This window comes from Xanthomarina arctica (genome assembly GCF_014638915.1).
Classification (GTDB): Bacteria; Bacteroidota; Bacteroidia; order Flavobacteriales; family Flavobacteriaceae; genus Xanthomarina; species Xanthomarina arctica.
In genome coordinates, this window is record NZ_BMFQ01000004.1 from 1 (window position 1) to 20,714 (window position 20,714).

The 20,714-nt window shown below is 32.0% G+C and carries 20 protein-coding genes and 1 rRNA gene; 13 read left to right on the plus strand and 8 right to left on the minus strand.

Translation table 11 applies throughout. From position 1 onward, the window contains the following. Positions 1-141 precede the first annotated feature (141 nt). Positions 142-249, plus strand: a 5S ribosomal RNA gene (rrf, locus tag IEV77_RS14945). A 523-nt stretch (positions 250-772) separates the two neighbouring features. Here rrf and IEV77_RS14950 read toward each other — a convergent pair. Continuing rightward, positions 773-1,156 (minus strand): hypothetical protein, encoded by a 384-nt coding sequence (locus IEV77_RS14950; protein ID WP_188466275.1) that lies wholly within the window; start codon positions 1,154-1,156, stop codon positions 773-775. A 128-nt stretch (positions 1,157-1,284) separates the two neighbouring features. Here IEV77_RS14950 and IEV77_RS14955 point away from each other — a divergent pair, with 128 nt between their 5' ends. Beyond that, positions 1,285-1,728, plus strand: coding sequence for an Lrp/AsnC family transcriptional regulator (locus IEV77_RS14955; RefSeq protein WP_188466277.1), 444 nt, complete (start codon positions 1,285-1,287; stop codon positions 1,726-1,728). A gap of 7 nt (positions 1,729-1,735) precedes the next feature. On the opposite strand, the gene IEV77_RS14960 is transcribed toward IEV77_RS14955, so the two are convergent. Then, positions 1,736-2,224 carry a hypothetical protein gene (locus IEV77_RS14960; RefSeq protein WP_188466279.1) on the minus strand — a complete coding sequence of 163 codons (489 nt, stop codon included), beginning with the start codon at positions 2,222-2,224 and terminating at the stop codon, positions 1,736-1,738. Between the two features lie 49 nt (positions 2,225-2,273). Further along, positions 2,274-3,491, minus strand: a complete 1,218-nt coding sequence (locus IEV77_RS14965) for an MDR family MFS transporter (protein WP_188466281.1) — start codon at positions 3,489-3,491, stop codon at positions 2,274-2,276. Positions 3,492-3,721: 230 nt separating this feature from the next. On the opposite strand from IEV77_RS14965, the gene IEV77_RS14970 reads away from it, so the two are divergent. Further along, positions 3,722-4,324 (plus strand): DUF1684 domain-containing protein, encoded by a 603-nt coding sequence (locus tag IEV77_RS14970; RefSeq protein WP_188466283.1) that lies wholly within the window; start codon positions 3,722-3,724, stop codon positions 4,322-4,324. Positions 4,325-4,330: 6 nt separating this feature from the next. Here IEV77_RS14970 and crcB read toward each other — a convergent pair whose 3' ends face one another. Together crcB and IEV77_RS14980 are read right to left on the minus strand one after the other, a co-directional pair. Continuing rightward, positions 4,331-4,696: a fluoride efflux transporter CrcB gene (gene crcB, locus IEV77_RS14975; RefSeq protein WP_188466285.1), complete on the minus strand. Its 366-nt coding sequence runs from the start codon at positions 4,694-4,696 to the stop codon at positions 4,331-4,333. A 9-nt stretch (positions 4,697-4,705) separates the two neighbouring features. Then, positions 4,706-5,743, minus strand: a complete 1,038-nt coding sequence (locus IEV77_RS14980; RefSeq protein WP_188466287.1) for an SRPBCC family protein — start codon at positions 5,741-5,743, stop codon at positions 4,706-4,708. Positions 5,744-5,834: 91 nt separating this feature from the next. Here IEV77_RS14980 and IEV77_RS14985 point away from each other — a divergent pair, with 91 nt between their 5' ends. Further along, the gene (locus tag IEV77_RS14985; RefSeq protein WP_188466289.1) at positions 5,835-7,874 is read left to right on the plus strand and encodes a dipeptidyl-peptidase 3 family protein; all 2,040 of its coding nucleotides are present in this window, start codon (positions 5,835-5,837) and stop codon (positions 7,872-7,874) included. A 75-nt stretch (positions 7,875-7,949) separates the two neighbouring features. On the opposite strand, the gene IEV77_RS14990 is transcribed toward IEV77_RS14985, so the two are convergent. Continuing rightward, a complete protein-coding gene (locus IEV77_RS14990) occupies positions 7,950-10,223 on the minus strand; it encodes a T9SS type A sorting domain-containing protein (RefSeq protein WP_188466291.1) in 2,274 nt (757 codons plus the stop codon). Positions 10,224-10,825: 602 nt separating this feature from the next. Between IEV77_RS14990 and IEV77_RS14995 the strand changes: the two genes are divergently transcribed. Continuing rightward, positions 10,826-11,212 (plus strand): pyrophosphohydrolase domain-containing protein, encoded by a 387-nt coding sequence (locus IEV77_RS14995; protein ID WP_188466293.1) that lies wholly within the window; start codon positions 10,826-10,828, stop codon positions 11,210-11,212. Positions 11,213-11,303: 91 nt separating this feature from the next. On the opposite strand, the gene IEV77_RS15000 is transcribed toward IEV77_RS14995, so the two are convergent. Continuing rightward, entirely contained in the window at positions 11,304-12,374 is a 1,071-nt protein-coding gene (locus IEV77_RS15000) for a branched-chain amino acid aminotransferase (protein WP_188466295.1), read from the minus strand. A 113-nt stretch (positions 12,375-12,487) separates the two neighbouring features. On the opposite strand from IEV77_RS15000, the gene IEV77_RS15005 reads away from it, so the two are divergent. The 4 genes from IEV77_RS15005 (at position 12,488) to IEV77_RS15020 (ending at position 15,272) form a co-directional block, all read left to right on the plus strand. Further along, positions 12,488-13,003 (plus strand): DUF4920 domain-containing protein, encoded by a 516-nt coding sequence (locus IEV77_RS15005; protein ID WP_188466297.1) that lies wholly within the window; start codon positions 12,488-12,490, stop codon positions 13,001-13,003. Further along, positions 13,004-13,441 carry a hypothetical protein gene (locus IEV77_RS15010; RefSeq protein WP_188466299.1) on the plus strand — a complete coding sequence of 146 codons (438 nt, stop codon included), beginning with the start codon at positions 13,004-13,006 and terminating at the stop codon, positions 13,439-13,441. It abuts the gene before it with no gap. 3 nt (positions 13,442-13,444) lie between these two features. Then, the gene (gene mnmC2 / locus IEV77_RS15015; RefSeq protein WP_188466300.1) at positions 13,445-14,140 is read left to right on the plus strand and encodes a tRNA (5-methylaminomethyl-2-thiouridine)(34)-methyltransferase MnmC2; all 696 of its coding nucleotides are present in this window, start codon (positions 13,445-13,447) and stop codon (positions 14,138-14,140) included. A gap of 223 nt (positions 14,141-14,363) precedes the next feature. Next, positions 14,364-15,272, plus strand: a complete 909-nt coding sequence (locus IEV77_RS15020; RefSeq protein ID WP_188466302.1) for a TIGR01777 family oxidoreductase — start codon at positions 14,364-14,366, stop codon at positions 15,270-15,272. 235 nt (positions 15,273-15,507) lie between these two features. Here IEV77_RS15020 and IEV77_RS15025 read toward each other — a convergent pair whose 3' ends face one another. Then, positions 15,508-16,167: a YceI family protein gene (locus IEV77_RS15025; protein WP_188466304.1), complete on the minus strand. Its 660-nt coding sequence runs from the start codon at positions 16,165-16,167 to the stop codon at positions 15,508-15,510. Positions 16,168-16,331: 164 nt separating this feature from the next. On the opposite strand from IEV77_RS15025, the gene IEV77_RS15030 reads away from it, so the two are divergent. The 4 genes from IEV77_RS15030 (at position 16,332) to IEV77_RS15045 (ending at position 20,518) form a co-directional block, all read left to right on the plus strand. Further along, positions 16,332-16,856: a nucleotide exchange factor GrpE gene (locus IEV77_RS15030; protein WP_188466306.1), complete on the plus strand. Its 525-nt coding sequence runs from the start codon at positions 16,332-16,334 to the stop codon at positions 16,854-16,856. A gap of 4 nt (positions 16,857-16,860) precedes the next feature. Continuing rightward, positions 16,861-17,988 carry a molecular chaperone DnaJ gene (dnaJ, locus tag IEV77_RS15035; RefSeq protein ID WP_188466308.1) on the plus strand — a complete coding sequence of 376 codons (1,128 nt, stop codon included), beginning with the start codon at positions 16,861-16,863 and terminating at the stop codon, positions 17,986-17,988. 288 nt (positions 17,989-18,276) lie between these two features. Beyond that, entirely contained in the window at positions 18,277-19,203 is a 927-nt protein-coding gene (locus tag IEV77_RS15040; protein WP_188466310.1) for an ABC transporter ATP-binding protein, read from the plus strand. A 1-nt stretch (position 19,204) separates the two neighbouring features. Continuing rightward, entirely contained in the window at positions 19,205-20,518 is a 1,314-nt protein-coding gene (locus tag IEV77_RS15045) for an ABC transporter permease (protein WP_188466312.1), read from the plus strand. Positions 20,519-20,714: the final 196 nt, after the last annotated feature.

Below are 20,714 nucleotides of genomic sequence, written 5' to 3' on the forward strand. Positions count from 1 at the left end.
ATTGTACAGCTGTTCTTTTTATAAAGTACAATTAAATTACAAAATTCATGTTATTTTTTTCAATATGTTAAGATATTTGTTCCAATTTTATGTTGGAACGCTGAAAGTAATAAGGTAAAACTTATTACTGCAGCAATAACTTAAGGTGGTTATTGCAATGGGGCTCACCTCTTACCATTCCGAACAGAGAAGTTAAGCCCATTAGCGCCGATGGTACTGCATTTGTGGAAGAGTAGGTCATCGCCTTTTTTAGAATCCCGATTCATTTTTTTGAATCGGGATTTTTTTGTGCAACAAATTTAGATTTTATCATCCCTAAAATTAAGTGATGACCAGGAAGAGAAATAGTTGATAAATTACAACATTAGGTTCGATTACAATCTGTAGCTAAATTTTAGATTAGGATGTTTATTAATTAGTAGCTAGAGATTCTCAATAACTAGTGTAGATCAAAAAGTGCCATTATCTGTATTGAAATAATTGCAAAGGACTCTCAATAGGAATCGATTTTTGGTTAAAGCGTAATAGGAACCAATATTTCAATTAGTAGGTTTCCTGCGTTCTAATTCAGTTGATGATATGAGTAGATAAGTAGGTGAATTGAAATTTTTGTTAATTGGTCCTAATAGCTCTTGAGCATTAAAAAGTAGGAAGAAGATAACCCTGCTTAATGAGTTAATTGCTTAATGAAATATGGTCTTAGTTTAACAATGTAGAAATGCCTTAACAAACATATTCCAAAAAACTATAATTTAAGAAAGGTATTATTATGTTACAGAGTTAAAGACCAAGTGTGTTGTAGTTTTCTGAATTTTTTAAGTTCATTTCTCAGTATAGGAAGATAATCTTTCCCATTGCTATTAGATTTTTCTAACCTACTGCAATTCTTGTATAATAGATTTGTTAATCGTTTAACAGAAGCAATATGTTTGTATTTCTTATCACTATATCTTTCTAATTCTGCCTTCTCAATTTCTGGAGCTAATGAACTTGATTGCTGAACAATATCCCCTGAAAAATAAATATTAGAATCTTCTGTACCATCAAGACGTAAGTATGCTAAATCTTGATTCAAATATGAAGAAATACTTCTAGATAAGATGATAATTTCTATAGCCTTTTGATATATAGGCGAGTGAGATAAATGTGAGGACATATTTGTAATCATTTTTTAATAACAATTATATCAAAAATAGTGACAAGTTTTCATTTTTAACTTTCGGTATTAAAGTAAATTCGTATATTTGATTTAATATTTAATGTATATTTTAATAATTCTTTAAAATGAGTGTAGATTCGTTAAACTGGAAAATTCTTAAATGTTTACAGAGTAATGCCAGACTATCTAATGCCGAAATAGGTAGGCAAGTTGGTATCAGTTCTCCTGCAGTTTCTGAAAGAATTAAAAAAATGGAGGATCTAGGGATAATTCAAAATTACCATACAACAGTTTCTCCTTTCGAGGTTGGCTATCAATTAAAAGCCCTTATTACTATAAGAGCTTTTATGGGAATGCTTAAACCATTTTTAGAAAAGGTTAAGACATTTGATGAAGTTATTAATTGCTATCGAATTACAGGCAATGAAAATATAGTTATGGAAGTCGTTTTAAAAAACCAGAAACACTTGGAAATTTTTATCGACCAATTAATTGTATATGGCGAGACTAAAACGCAAATAGTCTTGTCTCACGTTATAAAACACAGTCCTGTGAAACCTTTAAAATAAAACTAACTTATTCAGTATCAAAAGGAATATCCTGATCAGGATCTTTATCTTCATAATTTATTCCTGGTGGATTAAAAAGTCCCCACCGATCAATAGTATAATTCCAACAATCAAATGTTTTAACCCATTCTGCAAATAGAACTCTAAACTCATCTACCTCATTTCTTATTAAATTTAAATATTCAATATCATTACAACCGTGTATTTGAAGACCACGCGCATCCATAATAAATTCTTTTGCTGCTTTTCGGATTAAGGTGGCATTTTCCATTTTAATATCATATGGCATGTCACTGTTTGAAACACCAGCAATTTTTGCAGGAATGATTAATGAGTTTCGTAAAAGATAAAAGAGATGGCTTTTTATGATATCTTTTTCAATTTTATCTTCAAATTCGGTATTACTACTTTCAACAACTTTTACAATGTGCTGAACCAATTCTTGAATTTCCGTAGCTTTTTTAAACACAGGTAGTTTTTTCCATTCTTCTCTCATCTTATGTATATTTTTATCCTTTAAACAGTAAATGAAATATGACTCTTAATTATTTTAGATACAGCTCGTTTTTGGATTTCAAGTATTGTTTTAAGTAGTAAAGTAGGCCTACAGCAATAAGTCCTAAAATCCCCATGACAAACCAAGTTGATGTAAAACCAAAACGTTCAACTAGGTGTAATCCTACATTATGACCGAAAATATGTGCTATTGAAAAAGAGATGGTATATAAGGCCATATACTCACCTTGATTTCCTTTTTTAGCTCGCTGCATAGCAAACGCATTAGAAAAAGGGAAGGCTATCATTTCTCCTATAGTCATCAAGAGCATACCAATAATTAAAATCCCTACCCATGAAGTGAGATCTAGTACAAGGAAACTTACAAGCGTTAATAAAGTTCCAAAGATCATGAGTCCAGGTTTTGTGTATTTTGTATGTTCTAACCATTTAATTAAGGGCATTTCAAATGTAAAAATGAAAAAGCCGTTTAGTCCCAAAAGCAAACCTATTTCTAATTCAGTTAGCTTATATACATCTTTATAATACAATGGCATTGTTGAGAAATATTGTAAAAAGATGATTCCGAACAAAGTCATAGATGCTAAAAATATCCAAAAGGCTTTGTCTTTATAAGCTGATTGTGGATTTTGGTTAATGACAGAATCTAATGTTTTTACTTTTTTTGGATTCAATACTTTTATTAATAGAATTGTAGCCAACAAACAAGTAATACCATCCACCCAAAATAAACCACCATAACTCATAGTAGTAATTATGACTCCTCCAACAGCAGGTCCAGCTGAAAATCCTAAATTAATTGCCAAACGTATTAAAGTTACCGAACGTGTTTTGTTTTCAGGTTTGCTATAAGCACTCAAGGCAACAAACATAGCTGGACGAAACATATCTGCAACCGACATGATTACAAAAATACCAATACAAAAAGTTTCGAAAGTATCTAAGTATTGTAATCCGATAAAAAGAATTCCCGTAAGCAATAGACTTCTTACCATGACTTTATAATAGCCTATTTTATCCGTTAGTTTTCCTCCTAACCATGAACCAACTAGAGATCCTAAACCAAATGCAGACATAACCCAACCAACTTGTGCAAATGAGAAATTTAAATCCTCTGTTAAGTACAAGGAAAGAAAAGGGATTACCATAGTTCCTGCTCGATTAATTAGTGTAATTAATGCAAGCCACCACACTTCAGAAGATAATCCTTTGAAGGTGTTTATATAATTATTAAAGAGTGTTTTCATTTTTTGATTGATATATTAAAAGTAAAAAGTCCGACGTTATCGTCAGACTTTTATATATAATTTTATTTGATAATTAAATCACTAGATTATATAGCAAGCCCAACTCTTCCAATAGGAAGTGGTTTGTTTTCTACAAATAGTGACGTAATGGTTCATTGGTTTTACTTTTAACGAATCAAATCTAAACAAAATATTTTAATGTTGTACTTTTGAAGAGTAAAAATTTTAAAATGAAATACTTACTACATTTATTAATATTGGTTTCTGTATTGAGCTGTGCAGAAGGCAAGCAACCTATTTTAGGAGAAACAGATTTTCAAAAAAAGATGAATGCCGATTTTAAGGATGCTTCTAAATCACCATTAAAAGTTAAGGACTTGAAAGGTTTTAAAGGGCTTGACTTTTTTAAATTCGATTCAACTTATGTTGTGAGTGCAAACCTTACTAGAACACCGGATGAAACACCTTTTAAAATGCAAACAAATACAGAAAGCATGCCTATGTATGTTAAATATGGTGTTGTTTCGTTTGAACTAAAAGGAAAAACACATGAGCTTAATATTTATCAGAGCATGGATCTAATGGGTGAAAAAGGATATAATGATTATTTGTTTTTGCCATTCTTAGATTTAACCAATGGCGATACTACTTATGGAGGTGGACGCTATGTAGAATGCCGAATCCCCAATGATGATATGGTGCTTATAGATTTTAATTCGGCTTACAATCCTTATTGTGCTTATAACGAAAAGTATTCTTGTCCAATTGTACCTCGAGAAAACTATTTAGAAGTTAAAGTAGAAGCTGGTGTAAAGGCTTTTGATAAACATTAAAGTTATTTATTTCACTAGAAACATTCCTAAGAAAACAGCTAGGAATCCCAATACAAAACTAGCAATTGTGTAAACGGCAAAACTCATAAAATCTCCGGATTTTAAAAACACATGATTCTCATAAGCAAAAGCCGAAAAAGTAGTAAAACCACCGCAAAAACCGGTAGCTAATAATAAGGTGTGATTTTCGGAAAGGGTATTGTTTTTTGCGGCAAGACCTAGAATAATTCCAATAAGTAAACTACCCAAGATGTTAGCAAGAAAAGTCCCATACGGAACTCCAGTTTCGTAACTGTTTAAATATTTTCCAAGAATATATCTTAGTACACTACCAACGCCACCACCAACAAATACAAGTAAAAGTTGTTTCATTAAATAAATTTATTTTAAAGCTTGTTTTTCTTCAACTGCTATATAAATTTCAGTAATCCAATTAGCTGGATTTGGAGTTTTTGAAGCATCTGTAACATATACTTCTAGCATAGGTCCTAATTCTGCCATCTCTAAACCATTTTTTGGAAAATAATCCATAGTGGTTTGCCATGCTTCCTTTAAATTGCTGTAGTCTCCTTTTAGAATTGTTTTTACTGCTTTAAAAGATTCAAGCTGTCCAGTTAAAATATTGTTTTCTGTAGTAATTATTTGCGAAGTGGTTGGTATACAAGAAGAAAACATGACCGAGTTATTTGTCTCATCCCATTTGTGATATAATATAAAAGGCGGTCCCGCTGTTGTTATATTGTTTTCTTGAGCATAATGACTAACTTTAGACAGCATATTTTGCATGACATTTTCAAAGTCATCCATTTTAGTAGAAGTGGTATTATAAAGATAAAAACCACCTCCATGTTGTGTTATACCATCAACTTTAATAGAATACACTTTCATAGATGCCATTACAATACTATCTAATTTTTCTAAGCTTCTTTCAAAATCTGGACCTAACATACTATCAAATCCCCCAGAGAAAAGAGCATAAGCTTTAAACATAAATGGAATGTTACCTGAATTTATTTTCCAAACAACCTCTGTCTGTGATTTGGAGATAGAGTTAAATTCCCAATGTAGTTTGGAAGGCGCAAAGTCATCAAGTTGCATTTCTTGATCTATGGACACGTTCTCTGAAGTAGTAAGCGTTTTTATCTTGCCTTTTCCTTTTGAATCAATCCAAGAATAAGAACCATCAACTCCTTTTGTTTTATCACCTAAAGTAATCACTGTTTCTGGATCATTTTCAATCCAAGAAGACCAAGAATTCCAATTTTCAAAATCTATTACATTGTTATAAACAACTTCCGCTGGAGCATTTATTGTTTGAACTCTTTTTACTTCAAATGAATTAGGCTGTACAGCAACATAAATAGTGAATCCAATAATTAAAATAAGTATTAAAAATAGAATGTATTTAAGTGCTTTCATAGTAGATTTTATAAAGGTTTTTCAAAGATAATCAATTTTATACTATCTTAATATATGTTACATTTGCAATTCACTAATTAAAAATTTAAAGATGAAAGTAAAGTATGTATTAGGTTTTGCTTTAGCATTCACAGCTTTTGTGTCTTGTAAAGAAGATAATAAGGAACCTGTTGTTGAAGTTTTAGAAGTACAAGAAGAAAATGTATTCGATTATAATGTTGAACAGTTTTCTGACATTAAGATATTACGTTATCAGATTCCAGGTTGGGAAAACTTAACCTTAAAAGAACAAAAATTGGTCTATTATTTGACTCAGGCAGGTTTGGCTGGGAGAGATATTATGTGGGATCAAAATTACCGTTATAATTTAAAAATCAGAACTGCTTTAGAAGCAGTTTATTCTAATTATTCTGGCGATAAGTCTAATGAAAACTGGAGCGCATTCGAATCTTATTTAAAGCGTGTTTGGTTTAGTAATGGAATTCACCATCATTATTCTAATGATAAAATAAAACCAGAATTTTCTCAAGACTATTTAAAAACCTTATTATCTGAAACAAATACAGTTTTAGAAGGTGAAGCTTTTGATGTAATTTTTAACGATAAAGATTCAAAGAAAGTAAATCAAGCTAAAGGAGTGGATAATGTATTGCTTTCTGCAGTTAATTTTTACGGTCCTAATGTAACAAATGCTGATGTTGAGACATTCTATAAGAACAAAAAATCACCAGATCCTAAGAAACCTTTATCTTTTGGTTTAAACTCTAAATTGGTAAAAGAGAATGGCCAATTAAAAGAATTGGTTTTTAAATCTGGAGGTTTATATGGCGCTTCAATTGATGAAATTATTAAATGGTTAGAATTGGCAAAAGGTGTTGCCGAAAACCAAGAACAAGGAGATGCTTTAGGATTGTTAATTGCATATTATAAAACAGGAGATTTACAAACTTGGGATGACTATAATGTGGCTTGGACTGCTGCAACGAAAGGAAATGTAGATTATATAAACAGTTTTATTGAAGTGTATAACGATCCACTAGGTTATAGAGGGTCTTATGAAAGTATCATACAAATTAACGATTTTGATATGTCTCAAAAAATGAAGGTTTTATCTGATAATGCACAATGGTTTGAAGATAATTCTCCTTTGATGGAAGAACATAAAAAGAAAAATGTTGTTGGTGTCACTTATAAAGTAGTTAATATTGCAGGAGAATCTGGAGATGCTTCCCCAAGCACGCCAATTGGTGTTAATTTACCAAATGCTAACTGGATTCGTGCCGCTGTTGGTAGTAAATCAGTTTCATTAGGTAATGTTATTGAAGCTTATAATAACGCTGGAAGTTCAGGGCGTTTAGAAGAATTTGTTAACGATGAAGAAGAATTGCAACTAGAAGAAAAATATGGTCAAGTAGCAGATAAATTACATACGGCTTTACACGAAGTTATAGGTCACGCGTCCGGACAGTTAAATCCAGGAGTTGGTGAAACTAAAGAAACTTTGAAAAATTACGCATCAACTTTAGAAGAAGGACGTGCAGATTTAGTTGGACTTTACTATTTATACAATCCAAAATTACAGGAATTAGGTTTGGTTGAAGATTGGAAATCTGTTGGAATGGCAGCCTATGATGGTTACATTAGAAACGGTTTGATGTCTCAATTAATCCGTTTAAATTTAGGTGATGATGTTGAAGAAGCTCACATGCGTAATAGACAATGGGTGAGTGCTTGGGTTTTTGAAAAAGGACAAGCAGATAACGTTATTGAAAAAATAACCAGAGATGGTAAAACGTATTATAATATCAATGACTATGATAAATTACATGATCTTTTTGGTCAATTATTAATGGAGACACAACGTATTAAATCTGAAGGAGATTATACAGCTGTAGAAACTTTAGTCGAAACCTATGGTGTTAAAGTGGACCAAAGTATTCATGCCGAAGTTTTAGAGCGCAATAAACAATTTACTTCTGCACCTTATAGTGGGTTTGTAAATCCTATTTTAGTTCCTGAGATGGATGAAAATGGTGAAATTACTGCTATAAAAGTAACACAACCAGCAACTTTTTCTGGACAGATGCTTGATTATAGTGCAAATTATAATTTTCTGCCGGAAGAGAATTAACTAGAAATTCAACATAAATAAAAACGCCTTAATGATTAATTCATTAAGGCGTTTTGTATTGTTATTTGACTTTAATTACTGTTTGATAATTTGTTTCACGATTTTTACCTCATTGGTTTTATATTCTAAAATATACATTCCACTTTGGAATTTACTAAGATTGATTTCGTTAAGAGTATTGATAATGGTTTGATTTAAAATTAAACGACCATTTATATCATATACATTTATAGTAGCCTCGATGTTGGTAGGCCTTTTAATATATAAGAAACTGTTTGTTGGGTTAGGATATATTTGAAAGTCTTGCAATTCATTTTCATGTATTCCTAAAGTAACATCGACTACAATCGGAGCTCTAAAAATTTCGAAATCAGGAATATCTGTATCTGTTATTACACAATGATAACTTCCACTGTCTGCCATTGTAGCATTTGTAATAATATAAGGATTCGTATTTGCTCCTGGAATTAAGACATTGTCTTTATACCATTGTAATACCTGTGCACGTCTAGTGTTTCCATATCTTTCTATACTTTCACTAACAGTAAGATAAATGTCTTCACCTTCTAATAAAGATTGATTTTCTGGCAAATCTAAGGTCGTTTGTGGGGAATAATAATTAGAGTTACTCCAACCATATTGCAAGTTTAAATAATCGTTAAATTCATTTGCAAAATCAGACACATAGAAATGATTGTTACTTATGTTTACACTTAAAAGGTTTTGTAAGGAAGTGAAATCCGGTAAGACTCCATGAAAATTATTATTACTAATATAAAAAAATGTCATATTAGGGTAATTGGTGGCTACAAAATCTGGGACTTCACCCGAAAGTTGATTGTCATTAAACCAAAACCCTCTTAAATTTGTAAGGTTGGCATATGATGCTGGAATTTCGCCAGTAAAATTATTATCACCAACATCTAAAATACGCAATTCAGTTAAATTACCAATTTCAGGAGGTAAGTTCCCACTGATATTATTTCCATAAAAAAGAGCTAATACTTCAAGTCCATAAAAATCTCCGATTTCAGGAGGTAAGGTACCGGTTAAATTATTACCGTTAAGATCAATTCCAGATACCTTGTTACCTGAAATTGTTATTCCATGCCAAGTAGAAATTGGTTCTGCTGTTAACCAATTGGTGTTATTATTCCAATTATCTCCATTGGTTGAATAATATATAGCCGCCAGAGCATTTAACTCTGCTTCGGAAATAGGACCATTAATATTGATTGGGTTTCTATCGATTTCCAAGTCTGTAATAATTGGACTAGTGGCTTTACAAAAATAAATGTCCATATCTTCTTCTTGTAAGTTAACTATATTTAAAGTTGAAGAGTTTGCTCCTGCAATAGGTTCATCACTAGGGTCATAATAATTAGTTCGCTTCTTATACCATTGGTATTGTACGTTTGTTCCGTTAACGGGAGTCATTGTTAACGTGTAATTATCACCTATAACTCCATCAAAACTATCTTCAGTATCAATTGGTTTTGGAAATTGATAATTAAAAGTAGAGATGGATGTATTATTTGTATAATGAGTTTCTAAATCTTGAAAAGAATAGATATTGCTGCTTACATCTAATTGGATAATTGTTGGAATTATAGAAAAATCAGGAATTATTCCGCTTAAATAATTAAATCCGAAATCAGCGTTTTCAAGAAATGCTAAAGCGGTTGATATAGATTCAGGGATGGTACCTGTTAAATTATTCCAACGTAAATTAATTTTGGATACGTGACCATCTTTTACAGTAACACCATGCCATGAAGAGATTGGCTCTGAGGTATTCCAGTTGTTATTGTTTGCCCAATTAGCACCATCCGCATTATTATATAAATCAATTAAAGCGCTTCTTTCATTTGCAGATACTTCTTGTGGAATATCTATAATCACATCGGACCAAAAGGTGCCTCCACCAATTCTGGAAACTAAAGTATAATAATTAGTACCTGCGGTCACTGGCAAATCTATAATATTACCATAAGTACATGGAGATACCGCTGTTAATTGACTTTCGTCAGTCACGTTTAAATTAGGAGCAGAATAAAGAATTGATAAAGTTTCTCCGTTGTCATAACCCCATCCGTCTTCTACGGCTATAGATATGTTATAATTAGCTATGGCTGTAAATTTGTAATAGACTACTGGGGTGTCTAATAAGTCACATCCAGTTTGTCCTCCAGTACTTGGACTTGACAGGTCGAGTCTCACATCAGTTTCTACAAAAGGAGATTCAGTAACTAAAGTGGCATTTTGGATTAAATCATTTGGTGGGACCTGACCAAAGGATAATAGAGTTGTAAAAAAGGTAAAAATAAAAAGAAGTAGAAGATTTTTCATAATATTAAAGTATTGATTAATAGCACTATAAATCTACAGGTAAAATTAAAACTAGAAAATACTCAAATTGAGTAATTTCTTAAAAACTAATGTCTTTTTTATAATTTAAGCAAGGTGTCGTCTTTAGAACCCTTTCAGCCATAAGTTCTAAAACGAATAAATCCCCAAAATTTGGGGATTTATTAATATGAAAAATATTTTTATTAATTTTTAATAAAGCGTTTTATAATTGTTTTTGTTATCTACATAATAAAACCAAAAAATATCTTCACAGACTTACTTAAAGCTTAGATGAAGAAGGTAGCAAAATTTAAAAAAAAATATTTGAAGCTTGATTTCTTACTTAAAAAACCATTTTATAGAAGCAATAAACAGGATAAAGGAAATAAACGCAACTAAAATCCAAACGCTTCCTTTGTAGTATTTTCTGTGAAGTTTTAAATCGCGTCTATAAGTAAAGAAAATGGCTATGATAAATACAATCGCAAATAAAATTCCAAAAACCCATTGACCATTTGTAAACATATCCTTAATTTTAGGCAAAAATAAGAAAACAAATAAGATTAGTTTTCTGTTTTTAAAGAAATGAAAAAATAATTTATATGAAAAATAAAATAGAAGCAGTTAAAGCCTTTCATACAGCATTTAAAATAGGACATAGAGAGACGCCAAAAGCCCATTTAGGTATAGAAAAAAACATGTTGCGCTATAAGTTAATGCGCGAAGAAAACGAAGAATATTTGGAAGCAGCCAACAATGATGATCTAATAGAAGTAGCCGATGCTCTGGGAGATATGCTATACATTCTATGTGGTACCATTATTGAGCATGGTATGCAACATAAAATTGAAGAGGTTTTTAATGAAATCCAACGTAGTAATATGAGTAAATTGGGAGAAAATGGAGAGCCTATTTACCGTGAAGATGGTAAAGTATTAAAAGGTCCAAATTATTTTAAACCAAATATTTCTGACATTCTTGAAAAATAGAAAATAGGGAATAGATAAATGAAAAAAGAGAGTTATTGAGTTAATAAGTTATTTGAGAATTCAACTTCAACTTCATTTTCGATTTCATCACCTATTTCACCTCACGTCTCCACCCATGTTTGTCATCAGATAAATTATGTTGAATATTTAGTAACTCCTTTTTAAACATTGTCGCATAGGCATTTTCCATTTCAGGAAGTTCAAATACTTCATTTCCATGTTCGAAAGCTGAAATAGGGCTAATTACTGCTGCAGTTCCAGCACCAAAAATTTCCTTTAAGCTACCATTTCTGGCGGCTTCTTTTATTTCACTTACAGGAACACGTCTAACTTCAACTGGAACATTATTATCTTCAGCCAACTGAATGATACTTTTTCTGGTAATACCATCTAAAATTCGGTCGCTAATTGGAGCCGTAACTAAGGTGTCATTAATTCTAAAAAAGATATTCATGGTTCCAGCTTCTTCCAAAAACTCATGAGTACTGGCATCTGTCCAAATAATTTGCTGATACCCTTTTTCTTGAGCTAGTGAAGTTGGATAAAATTGAGCGGCATAATTTCCAGCAGCTTTGGCAAAACCAACACCTCCATCAGCAGAACGACTATATTTTTCAGCAAACAAAACACGTACTTTTCCAGAATAATATGCTTTTGCCGGAGAACAAATAATCATAAATCGATACATGTTTGCAGGCGATGCAGAAATAGCTGGTTCTGTTGCAATAACAAAAGGTCTTAGATATAACGAATTTCCAACTCCAGGTTTGATCCAATCTTTATCTAATTTTAATAAGGCTTCTAATCCGTCTAAAAAGTAGTCTTTTGGAAATTCTGGCATGGCTAATCTAGCCGAAGATATATTAATACGTTTATGGTTTTCCTCTGGTCTAAATAACCAAACTTTTCCAGCATCATCCTTAAAAGCTTTCATGCCTTCAAATACAGCTTGTCCGTAATGAAAGACTCTAGCAGATGGCTCAAAAGTCATTGCCTGGTAAGGCATAATTTTTGGTTGTTGCCATTTTCCATCAATAAAATCGCAAACAAACATGTGGTCTGTAAAAGTTCTACCAAAAGTTAAGTTATCAAAATCAACATTTTCAATTTTTGAAGTGTTGGATTTTACAATGTCTATATTAGAGTTTGAAGGATGTGTCATTACATAAATTTTCTGGTGCAAATTTATAAAATTAAACTAGGATAAAAAACCAAAACTTTTTTTAAAAAATACGTATATTTGGTGCTATTCAAATTCAAATTTATAAAATTATTATGAAGCACATTTTAACCCTTTTAGCTCTATCTTTTGTATTCGTTTCCTGTAAAAATAACACAAGCGATACTCAGGTAAACACTGTTCAAACTGAAGAAGTTAAAGAAATAGCTTACGCCTCTTTTGGTGATAAAATAGAAGCTGATAACGCTATTGATGCTATATTAATGGCTGAGACTTATAAGAAAATGATAGTTGGAGATAGCCTTCAAACTAAAATGATTGCTAAAGTTGATGAAGTTTGTCAGGCAAAAGGTTGCTGGATGAAACTTGATTTAGGAAACGACGAACAAGTGATGGTGAAGTTTAAAGATTACGGATTTTTTATGCCAAAAAATATAGCAGGAAAAGATGTGATTTTAGATGGGAAAGCTTTCGTTAGTGAAATGACTGTTGAAGAACAACGTCATTATGCTGAAGATGCTGGGAAATCTGAAAATGAAATTGCAGCCATAACAGAACCTAAACGCACCTATACTTTTGAAGCTAATGGTGTCCTTCTAATTGAAGAATAAATGATAAAATTAGTATTGTTTATTTTTACTTTTACACTTTTTTTTAGTTGCAATAATTCTAAGGAAGAAATTGTTGTAGAAAAAAAGGAAGTGATTTACGATATGTATCAGCCTTCTGAAATGGCAAATCTAATGAATGAGATGTACGCCCAAAATCTTCAAATAAAAGAAGATATTCTAGAAGGCAAGATACCTACAGTATTTCCATTGGATTTTTTAAAAATCCATACCGCAGAACTTTCTGATTTTAAAAGTAGAAATGAAACCTTTCAAAGTTTTTCCAAACTATTTATAGAAAGTGAAAAGGAGATTTTTAATTCAAATTCTCAAATCCCTGTTAAAGAACGTTTTAATACTATGGTAAATCTGTGTATTTCTTGTCACCAAACAGAATGTACAGGACCTATTACTAGAATTCAGAAACTCCTAATTAAATAAGACTTGGAACGTAAAATCATCACAACTGCAGATGGTTCTAAAACAATCCAACTTGTTGGTTTAGACGAGCAATATCATTCTCTTCATGGTGCATTGCAGGAAGCACGGCATGTTTTTATCAAGCATGGTCTTCAACATGTTTTACAATCTCAATTGAAGCAAAACGCACCAATTTCCATTTTAGAGATTGGTTTTGGAACTGGCTTAAATGCGATGGTCACCTTATTTGAGGTCAAGAACCAATCCATTAAAATAAATTATGTTGGTGTTGAAGCTTATCCTGTATCAAAGGAAGAAGTTTTAGCCTTAGATTACCAAGGTCTATTTCCGGATTTAGATTCCGGAAATTTATACGAGACAATCCACGCCATTAAATGGGAAGATATCCATGAAATAACTTCTCTTTTTACTCTACAAAAACAACAAAAATTCTTTCATGAGATTGTAGATTTAAATTTATACAATCTTATATACTTCGATGCTTTTGGTGCTCGAATTCAACCAGAATTATGGACTGAAGAAATTTTTAAAATAATGTTCGATGCCTTAAAAGATCAAGGTGTTTTGGTAACCTATTCGGCAAAAGGAAGCGTACGTCGCGCCATGCAAGCAGTTGGTTTTATAGTAGAAAGACTGCCTGGTCCTCCTGGCAAACGTGAGATGCTTCGTGCGACGAAGTACCCAACAACTCCAAAATAAAACCATGTTTTGAGTTGAAAGTTAAGAAACCGGAAAAAGCATTTAACATTCGGCGGGTTTTACGAGCCAAATGCTTCAAAGAAAAGGCATTTAACATTCGGTAAGTTTCTAAGAGCTAAAATTCATTCATTCATAACCATAAACTTTCGTTAATTCTGTTAAACCTAAACTAAAGTGTCGTTTAAAAGTCATGCAATTCAGTATCTTTAAGTAAAAATTGACAATGAAAGTTTTAATTGCTGGAGCTACGGGTTTAGTTGGTAGTGCTATTGTTGCTCAGTGTAAAAGAAATGCCATTTCTGTACATTATTTAACGACTTCAAAAGAAAAAATTGAAGATAAAGAGCATTATAAAGGGTTTTATTGGAATCCTGCTAAACAAGAAATTGATTCGACATGTTTCTATGGGGTAGATGCTATTATAAATTTAGCTGGAGCCCCTATTTCTAACAGATGGACAAAAAGCTACAAGCAGAAAATATTAGATAGTAGATTACAGAGTTTGCATTTATTAAAGCAGACTATTCAAAAAGAGAATATTAATATCAAGCAATTAATTTCGGCTAGTGCCATTGGTATTTATCCAAATTCCATTACAAATTATCATGAAGAGAATGCATCTACAATGTCTTCGGGGTTTTTAGGAGAAGTTGCTGTAAAATGGGAAAAAGCTGCAGACGAGTTTTTGGAATTAGGCATTTTGGTAACCAAAATTAGAATTGGTTTGGTTTTAGATGCAGAGGAAGGTGCTTTGCCAAAAATGGTCTCCCCTGTTAAATATGGGTTTGGTGCTGCTTTCGGAACCGGACTTCAATGGCAATCATGGATTCATATAGAAGACTTGGCCAGAATATTTGTTTATACTTTAGAGGAAAATTTGGGAGGTGTTTTTAATGGTGTAGCTCCAAATCCGATAACAAATCAGGAGTTGACAAAAGCCATTGCAAGCACACTTGAAAAACCTTTATGGCTACCAAATATCCCGAAAATAGCTATGAAACTGGCATTGGGAGACATGCACGTTTTGCTTTTTGAAAGTCAACGTGTCTGTTCCAAAAAAATCGAAGAAGAAGGATTCGATTTTATGTATCCGAATCTTATGCCAGCTTTAGAAAATTTACTTGAAGCTTAAAATAAAAAAAGCGATTTGAATATGTGTTCAAATCGCTTTTTTAAATTTATATTTAATCATGTTATTTAACCAGCATAGCAAATTATAACGGTCTAAAAGACAACTCCGGCTATGAGTAATTTATAATTCATGGTTAATTATAAATCTTTGTAAAAGTAGCGTAATATCTTTTTTTACATAAAAAAAGCCAACTAATTTTAGCTGGCTCTAATTATTGTAATGTTTAAATAGTATTTTATGCTTTCTTATTAGCAACAACATTAATTTTTAATTCAATATCATCATTAATAAACTTATCTCCTAAGTTATCGAAAAACGATTTAGAACCATATTGCACATTCCATTTAGAACGGTTAATAGTAAATGTCTCGCTAGTAATCGTTGCCGATTCTCCATCTTGACTGATTGTTACAGGAATGGTAATGTTATTTTCAACATTTTTCAATTTAAGATTTCCAGATAACATAGTTTTTCCATCTACAGTTTCAACTTTAGTTACTTCAAAACCAGAAGTTGGATATTGTTCTACGTCAAAAAAGTCAGGACTTTTTAAGTGTCCTAGTAATTTTGCATGATTTTTATCATCTACCGGAATATCAGAAACATTAATAGATGTCATGTCAATTAAAAACGTACCACTTTCTAAAGTCCCGTTGTTCATTGTAAGAACTCCACTATCAAGACCTATAGTACCATTATGAGATCCTGTCGGTTTGTGTCCTGTCCACATAATTGTAGAACCGCTTGTGTTTACCAAGTATTTTGTAGATACGTCTGTTTTTTCAACCGCTACCACAGCTTCTGTTGTAACAGCTTCTTTAGCCTTGTCCTTACAGCTTGTAAACGCTAAGGTCATTGTTGCTAATGCTAATATTGTAAAAAATCCTTTTTTCATAATATAAAATTAGTTTTAGTGTTAAGCAACAAAAATAGACATTTGAAAATGAAAAGAAACTTAAAAAAGATTAAAATTTATTAGTGACATTTTGACATTTTAATAATAATGGCAGTACTTTTGCCATCCTATTTTTAGTATTTTAAAAAATTATTAGCACGACTATGAGTAAGAAAGACAAAAACACAGATATTGAATCAGAACAGGTTGAGGAACAATTGCTTAACCTAGAGGAGCTAACAATAGAAGAACAACTTCAGGAAGAATTAAAACAAGAGAAAGATAAGTTTTTACGTTTGTTTGCTGAATTTGAAAATTATAAAAGACGTACGTCTAAAGAACGTATTGAATTATTTAAAACTGCTAACCAAGATCTTATGGTTGCTTTACTACCAGTTTTGGATGATTTTGATAGAGCTTATTTGGAGATTTCTAAAACTAAAGAGAAGGAGTTGTTAAAAGGTGTTGAGCTTATTAGTAACAAATTGAGAAACACTTTAAACGGAAAAGGTCTAGAAGTAGTTGAGTCAAATCAAGGGGATGTCTTTAATGCAGATGTTCACGAAGCGATTACTCAAATTCCAGCGCCTACAGATGATTTGAAAGGAAAACTTATTGATGTAGTAGAAAAAGGATATAAACTAGGAGATAAGATAATTAGATTCCCAAAAGTAGTTATAGGACAATAGAAATATGGCAAAACGAGATTATTACGATATATTAGGAATAGATAAAAATGCAACTGCAGCCGAAGTAAAAAAGGCTTACAGAAAAATGGCATTAAAACATCATCCAGATAAAAATCCCGACGATAAAGAAGCTGAAACCAAATTTAAAGAAGCGGCAGAAGCCTATGAGGTTTTAAGTAATGCCGACAAAAAAGCACGTTACGACCAGTTTGGACATCAAGCATTCGATGGTAATGGTGGCTTTAGTGGCGGTAATATGAATATGGATGACATATTCAGTCAGTTCGGTGATATTTTCGGTGGCGGTTTTGGCGGTGGAGGCGGATTCTCTGGTTTTGGAGGTGGCTTTGGTGGTCAACAACGTCGTGTAAAGGGTAGTAATTTGCGTATTCGTGTTAAGTTAACACTTGAAGAAATTGCTAATGGCGTAGAAAAGAAAGTGAAAGTAAGACGAAAAGTTCAAGCCAAAGGTACTACTTACAAAACCTGTAGTATGTGTCATGGTTCAGGACAAGTAACACGTATTACAAACACCATTTTAGGTCGTATGCAAACAGCATCCACTTGTACTACTTGTGGTGGTGCAGGACAGATGATTGATAAAAAACCAGATGATGCAGATGGTCATGGTTTAATAATTAAAGAAGAAACGGTTGCTATTAAAATTCCGGCAGGAGTTGTAGATGGCATGCAGTTAAAAGTTTCTGGAAAAGGTAACGAAGCTCCTGGAAATGGAATTTCTGGAGATTTATTAGTTGCCATAGAAGAAGAAAAACATGACAAGTTACAGCGTGAAGGCGATAACTTGCATTACGATTTATACATTAGTTTACCAGATGCTGTTTTAGGAACTTCAAAAGAAATTGATACGGTTACCGGAAAAGTGCGTATTAAGGTAGATGCAGGTGTTCAATCTGGAAAAATACTACGTTTAAGAGGTAAAGGAATCCCAAGCATTAATGGATACGGAAAAGGAGATCTATTAGTTCATGTAAATGTCTGGACACCAAAAACTTTAAACAAACAACAAAAAGACTTTTTTGAATCCATGGTAGAAGATGAACATTTTGAGCCAAAGCCAGAAAGTTCAGACAAATCTTTCTTTGAAAAAGTAAAGGATATGTTTTCATAATAAACAAAAACATCAATGGATCCGCCTGTTAAGGCGGATTTTTTTGTTTTAATAAGAACTTAGTATAACATATTTTCGTTTGTTTATTAAAAAACACTATCTTTGAGATATCACTATTTTTAAATAGTGGTTTTTTTCTTTTTCATAGCAATTTTTTCCCATCCTAAGATATTTTATATTTCAGGGTGGGTTTTGTTTTTATAATGGTTTTAATAAATGATCTTATATAAAGAATAACTTCACAACATTTAATATATTTACATTTCTATTGAATAATAACCAACGTATATGAATAACTTATTAGAAGCACATTCGGTTTCTAAAAAATTTGGAGATTTTACGGCACTTAATCAAGTGTCTATCTCTGTGCCTAAAGGAAGTATTTTTGGATTGTTAGGTCCAAATGGAGCAGGTAAAACCACCTTAATTAGAATTATTAATCAAATTACCATGCCAGACGAAGGGAAGGTGATTTTAGATGGAGAGCCCTTGCAAGCCCATCATGTGCGAGATATTGGTTATTTGCCCGAAGAACGTGGTTTGTACAAATCTATGAAAGTTGGAGAGCAAGCCATGTACTTGGCAAGGCTAAAAGGTTTAAGTAAAGATGAAGCTAGAACCAGATTGAAATATTGGTTTGAAAGATTAGAAATTGGTGATTGGTGGAATAAAAAAATCCAAGAGCTTTCAAAAGGAATGGCTCAAAAAATACAATTTATAGTTACCGTTTTACACGAGCCAAAACTTTTAATTTTCGACGAACCTTTTTCTGGTTTCGATCCAATTAATGCCATTCTTATTAAAGATGAAATTTTAAGATTGAGAGAAAATGGTGCAACCGTTATTTTTTCTACTCATCGTATGGAGTCGGTTGAAGAATTATGCGACCAGATTACTTTAATTCATCAGTCCAATAAAATTCTTGACGGAAAACTCACAGATATTAAGAGACAGTTTAAAACAAATACCTTCGAAGTTGGTATTAGAGCCACAGATAATCTGCTTCTTGAGAAAGAACTTTCAGAAAAATTTCTAGTGTCACCGGCAAATTTCAAAACATTAGGAAACGAACTAAAGCTTAATGTGAAACTCTCAGAAAAAGACATTCCAAACGATTTATTAAGTTTTCTAACTTCAAAAGGTGAGGTGTCGCATTTTGTAGAATTAATTCCCAGTGCCAACGATATTTTTATTCAAGCCATAAAGAATAACTAACATGAATCATTTAGCATTAATCATAGAGAGAGAGTATTTAACCAAGGTTAAAAATAAGTCCTTTATAGTGATGACTATTTTAAGTCCAATCATCATGATTGCACTTATTGCTGTTGTAGGCTATCTTTCTCAAATAAATAACAATAAAGAACGTACCATTTCAATTCTGGATGAATCTGGAATTTTAAAAAGTTCGTTTATAGATACAGAAACGGTTAAATATCATATTCTAGATAACATGTCGCTTGAAGATGCCAAAATTCAAGTAAATAAAAATGAAGAGTATGGTCTTTTATACATTGGGAATTTTCAAGATATCAATAAAGTTGGAGAGCACATAAAGTTTTATTCGGAAGAGTCTCCTTCCTTAACTCTTATGTCCGCTTTAGAAAGTAAATTAGAAAAGCAACTTACAGATTTAAAACTAGAATTTGAAGGGGTAGATATTGAAAAAATCAAGGCCGCTAGAGTTTCTGTCAATATTGGGCAAGAAAGTTTTATTGGAGAAAAAACTTCAAAAATAGATAGCGTTGTAAAACTTGTTTTTGGAGGTTTAGCTGGGTACTTGTTGTTTATGTTTATCATTATTTATGGTAACATGATTATGCGAAGTGTTATAGAAGAAAAAACCAGTAGGATTATCGAAATTATTATTTCGTCTGTGAAACCCATACATCTTATGTTGGGTAAAATTATTGGTACCTCATTGGCTGGGATTACCCAATTTATTATTTGGATTATTTTAGGAAGTGTTTTAATGACCCTCCTTTCTCTGATTTTTGGGGTAGATTTTGCACAATCAACATCAGGGCAACAAGAGATTTTAAATCAAGCCATGCAGAATCCAGATGTCAATATGGAAATTCAAAATGCTATTAATGCCTTTTATAATTTGCCAATAACCAATTTAATTATTGCCTTTATCCTGTTTTTTATTGGAGGTTATTTATTGTACAGTTCATTTTATGCAGCAATTGGAGCAGCCGTTGATAACGAAACGGATACACAACAATTTTTATTACCTATTTTAATGCCTTTAATATTGGCTGTTTATATTGGAATCTTCACAGTTATAGAAGATCCTCATGGAACAGTTTCAACGGTGTTCTCTTTTATCCCTTTAACATCTCCTGTTGTTATGCTAATGCGAATTCCTTTTGGGGTTCCAATTTGGCAACAAATAGTGTCTTTCGCCTTATTAGTAGGGACATTTATTTTTACAGTTTGGTTTGCAGCAAAAATTTATCGTGTTGGTATATTAATGTATGGTAAAAAACCAAGCTATAAAGAGCTGTTGAAGTGGATTAAATATTAAGAAAACGATATAAAAAATTCCAGAAGTTATAGGGCGAGGAATAACTAAGGTGTTATTTACAAATTTCGGGGATAGTTCCCTGTACTTTAAAGTTATATTTACACTTAATGATAGTTTTACGGCGCGATATCCAAAAAGTGATGTCCGTTTTAAAATAGATAAATTATTTCGGGAAAATATCATCAGCATTCCTTTT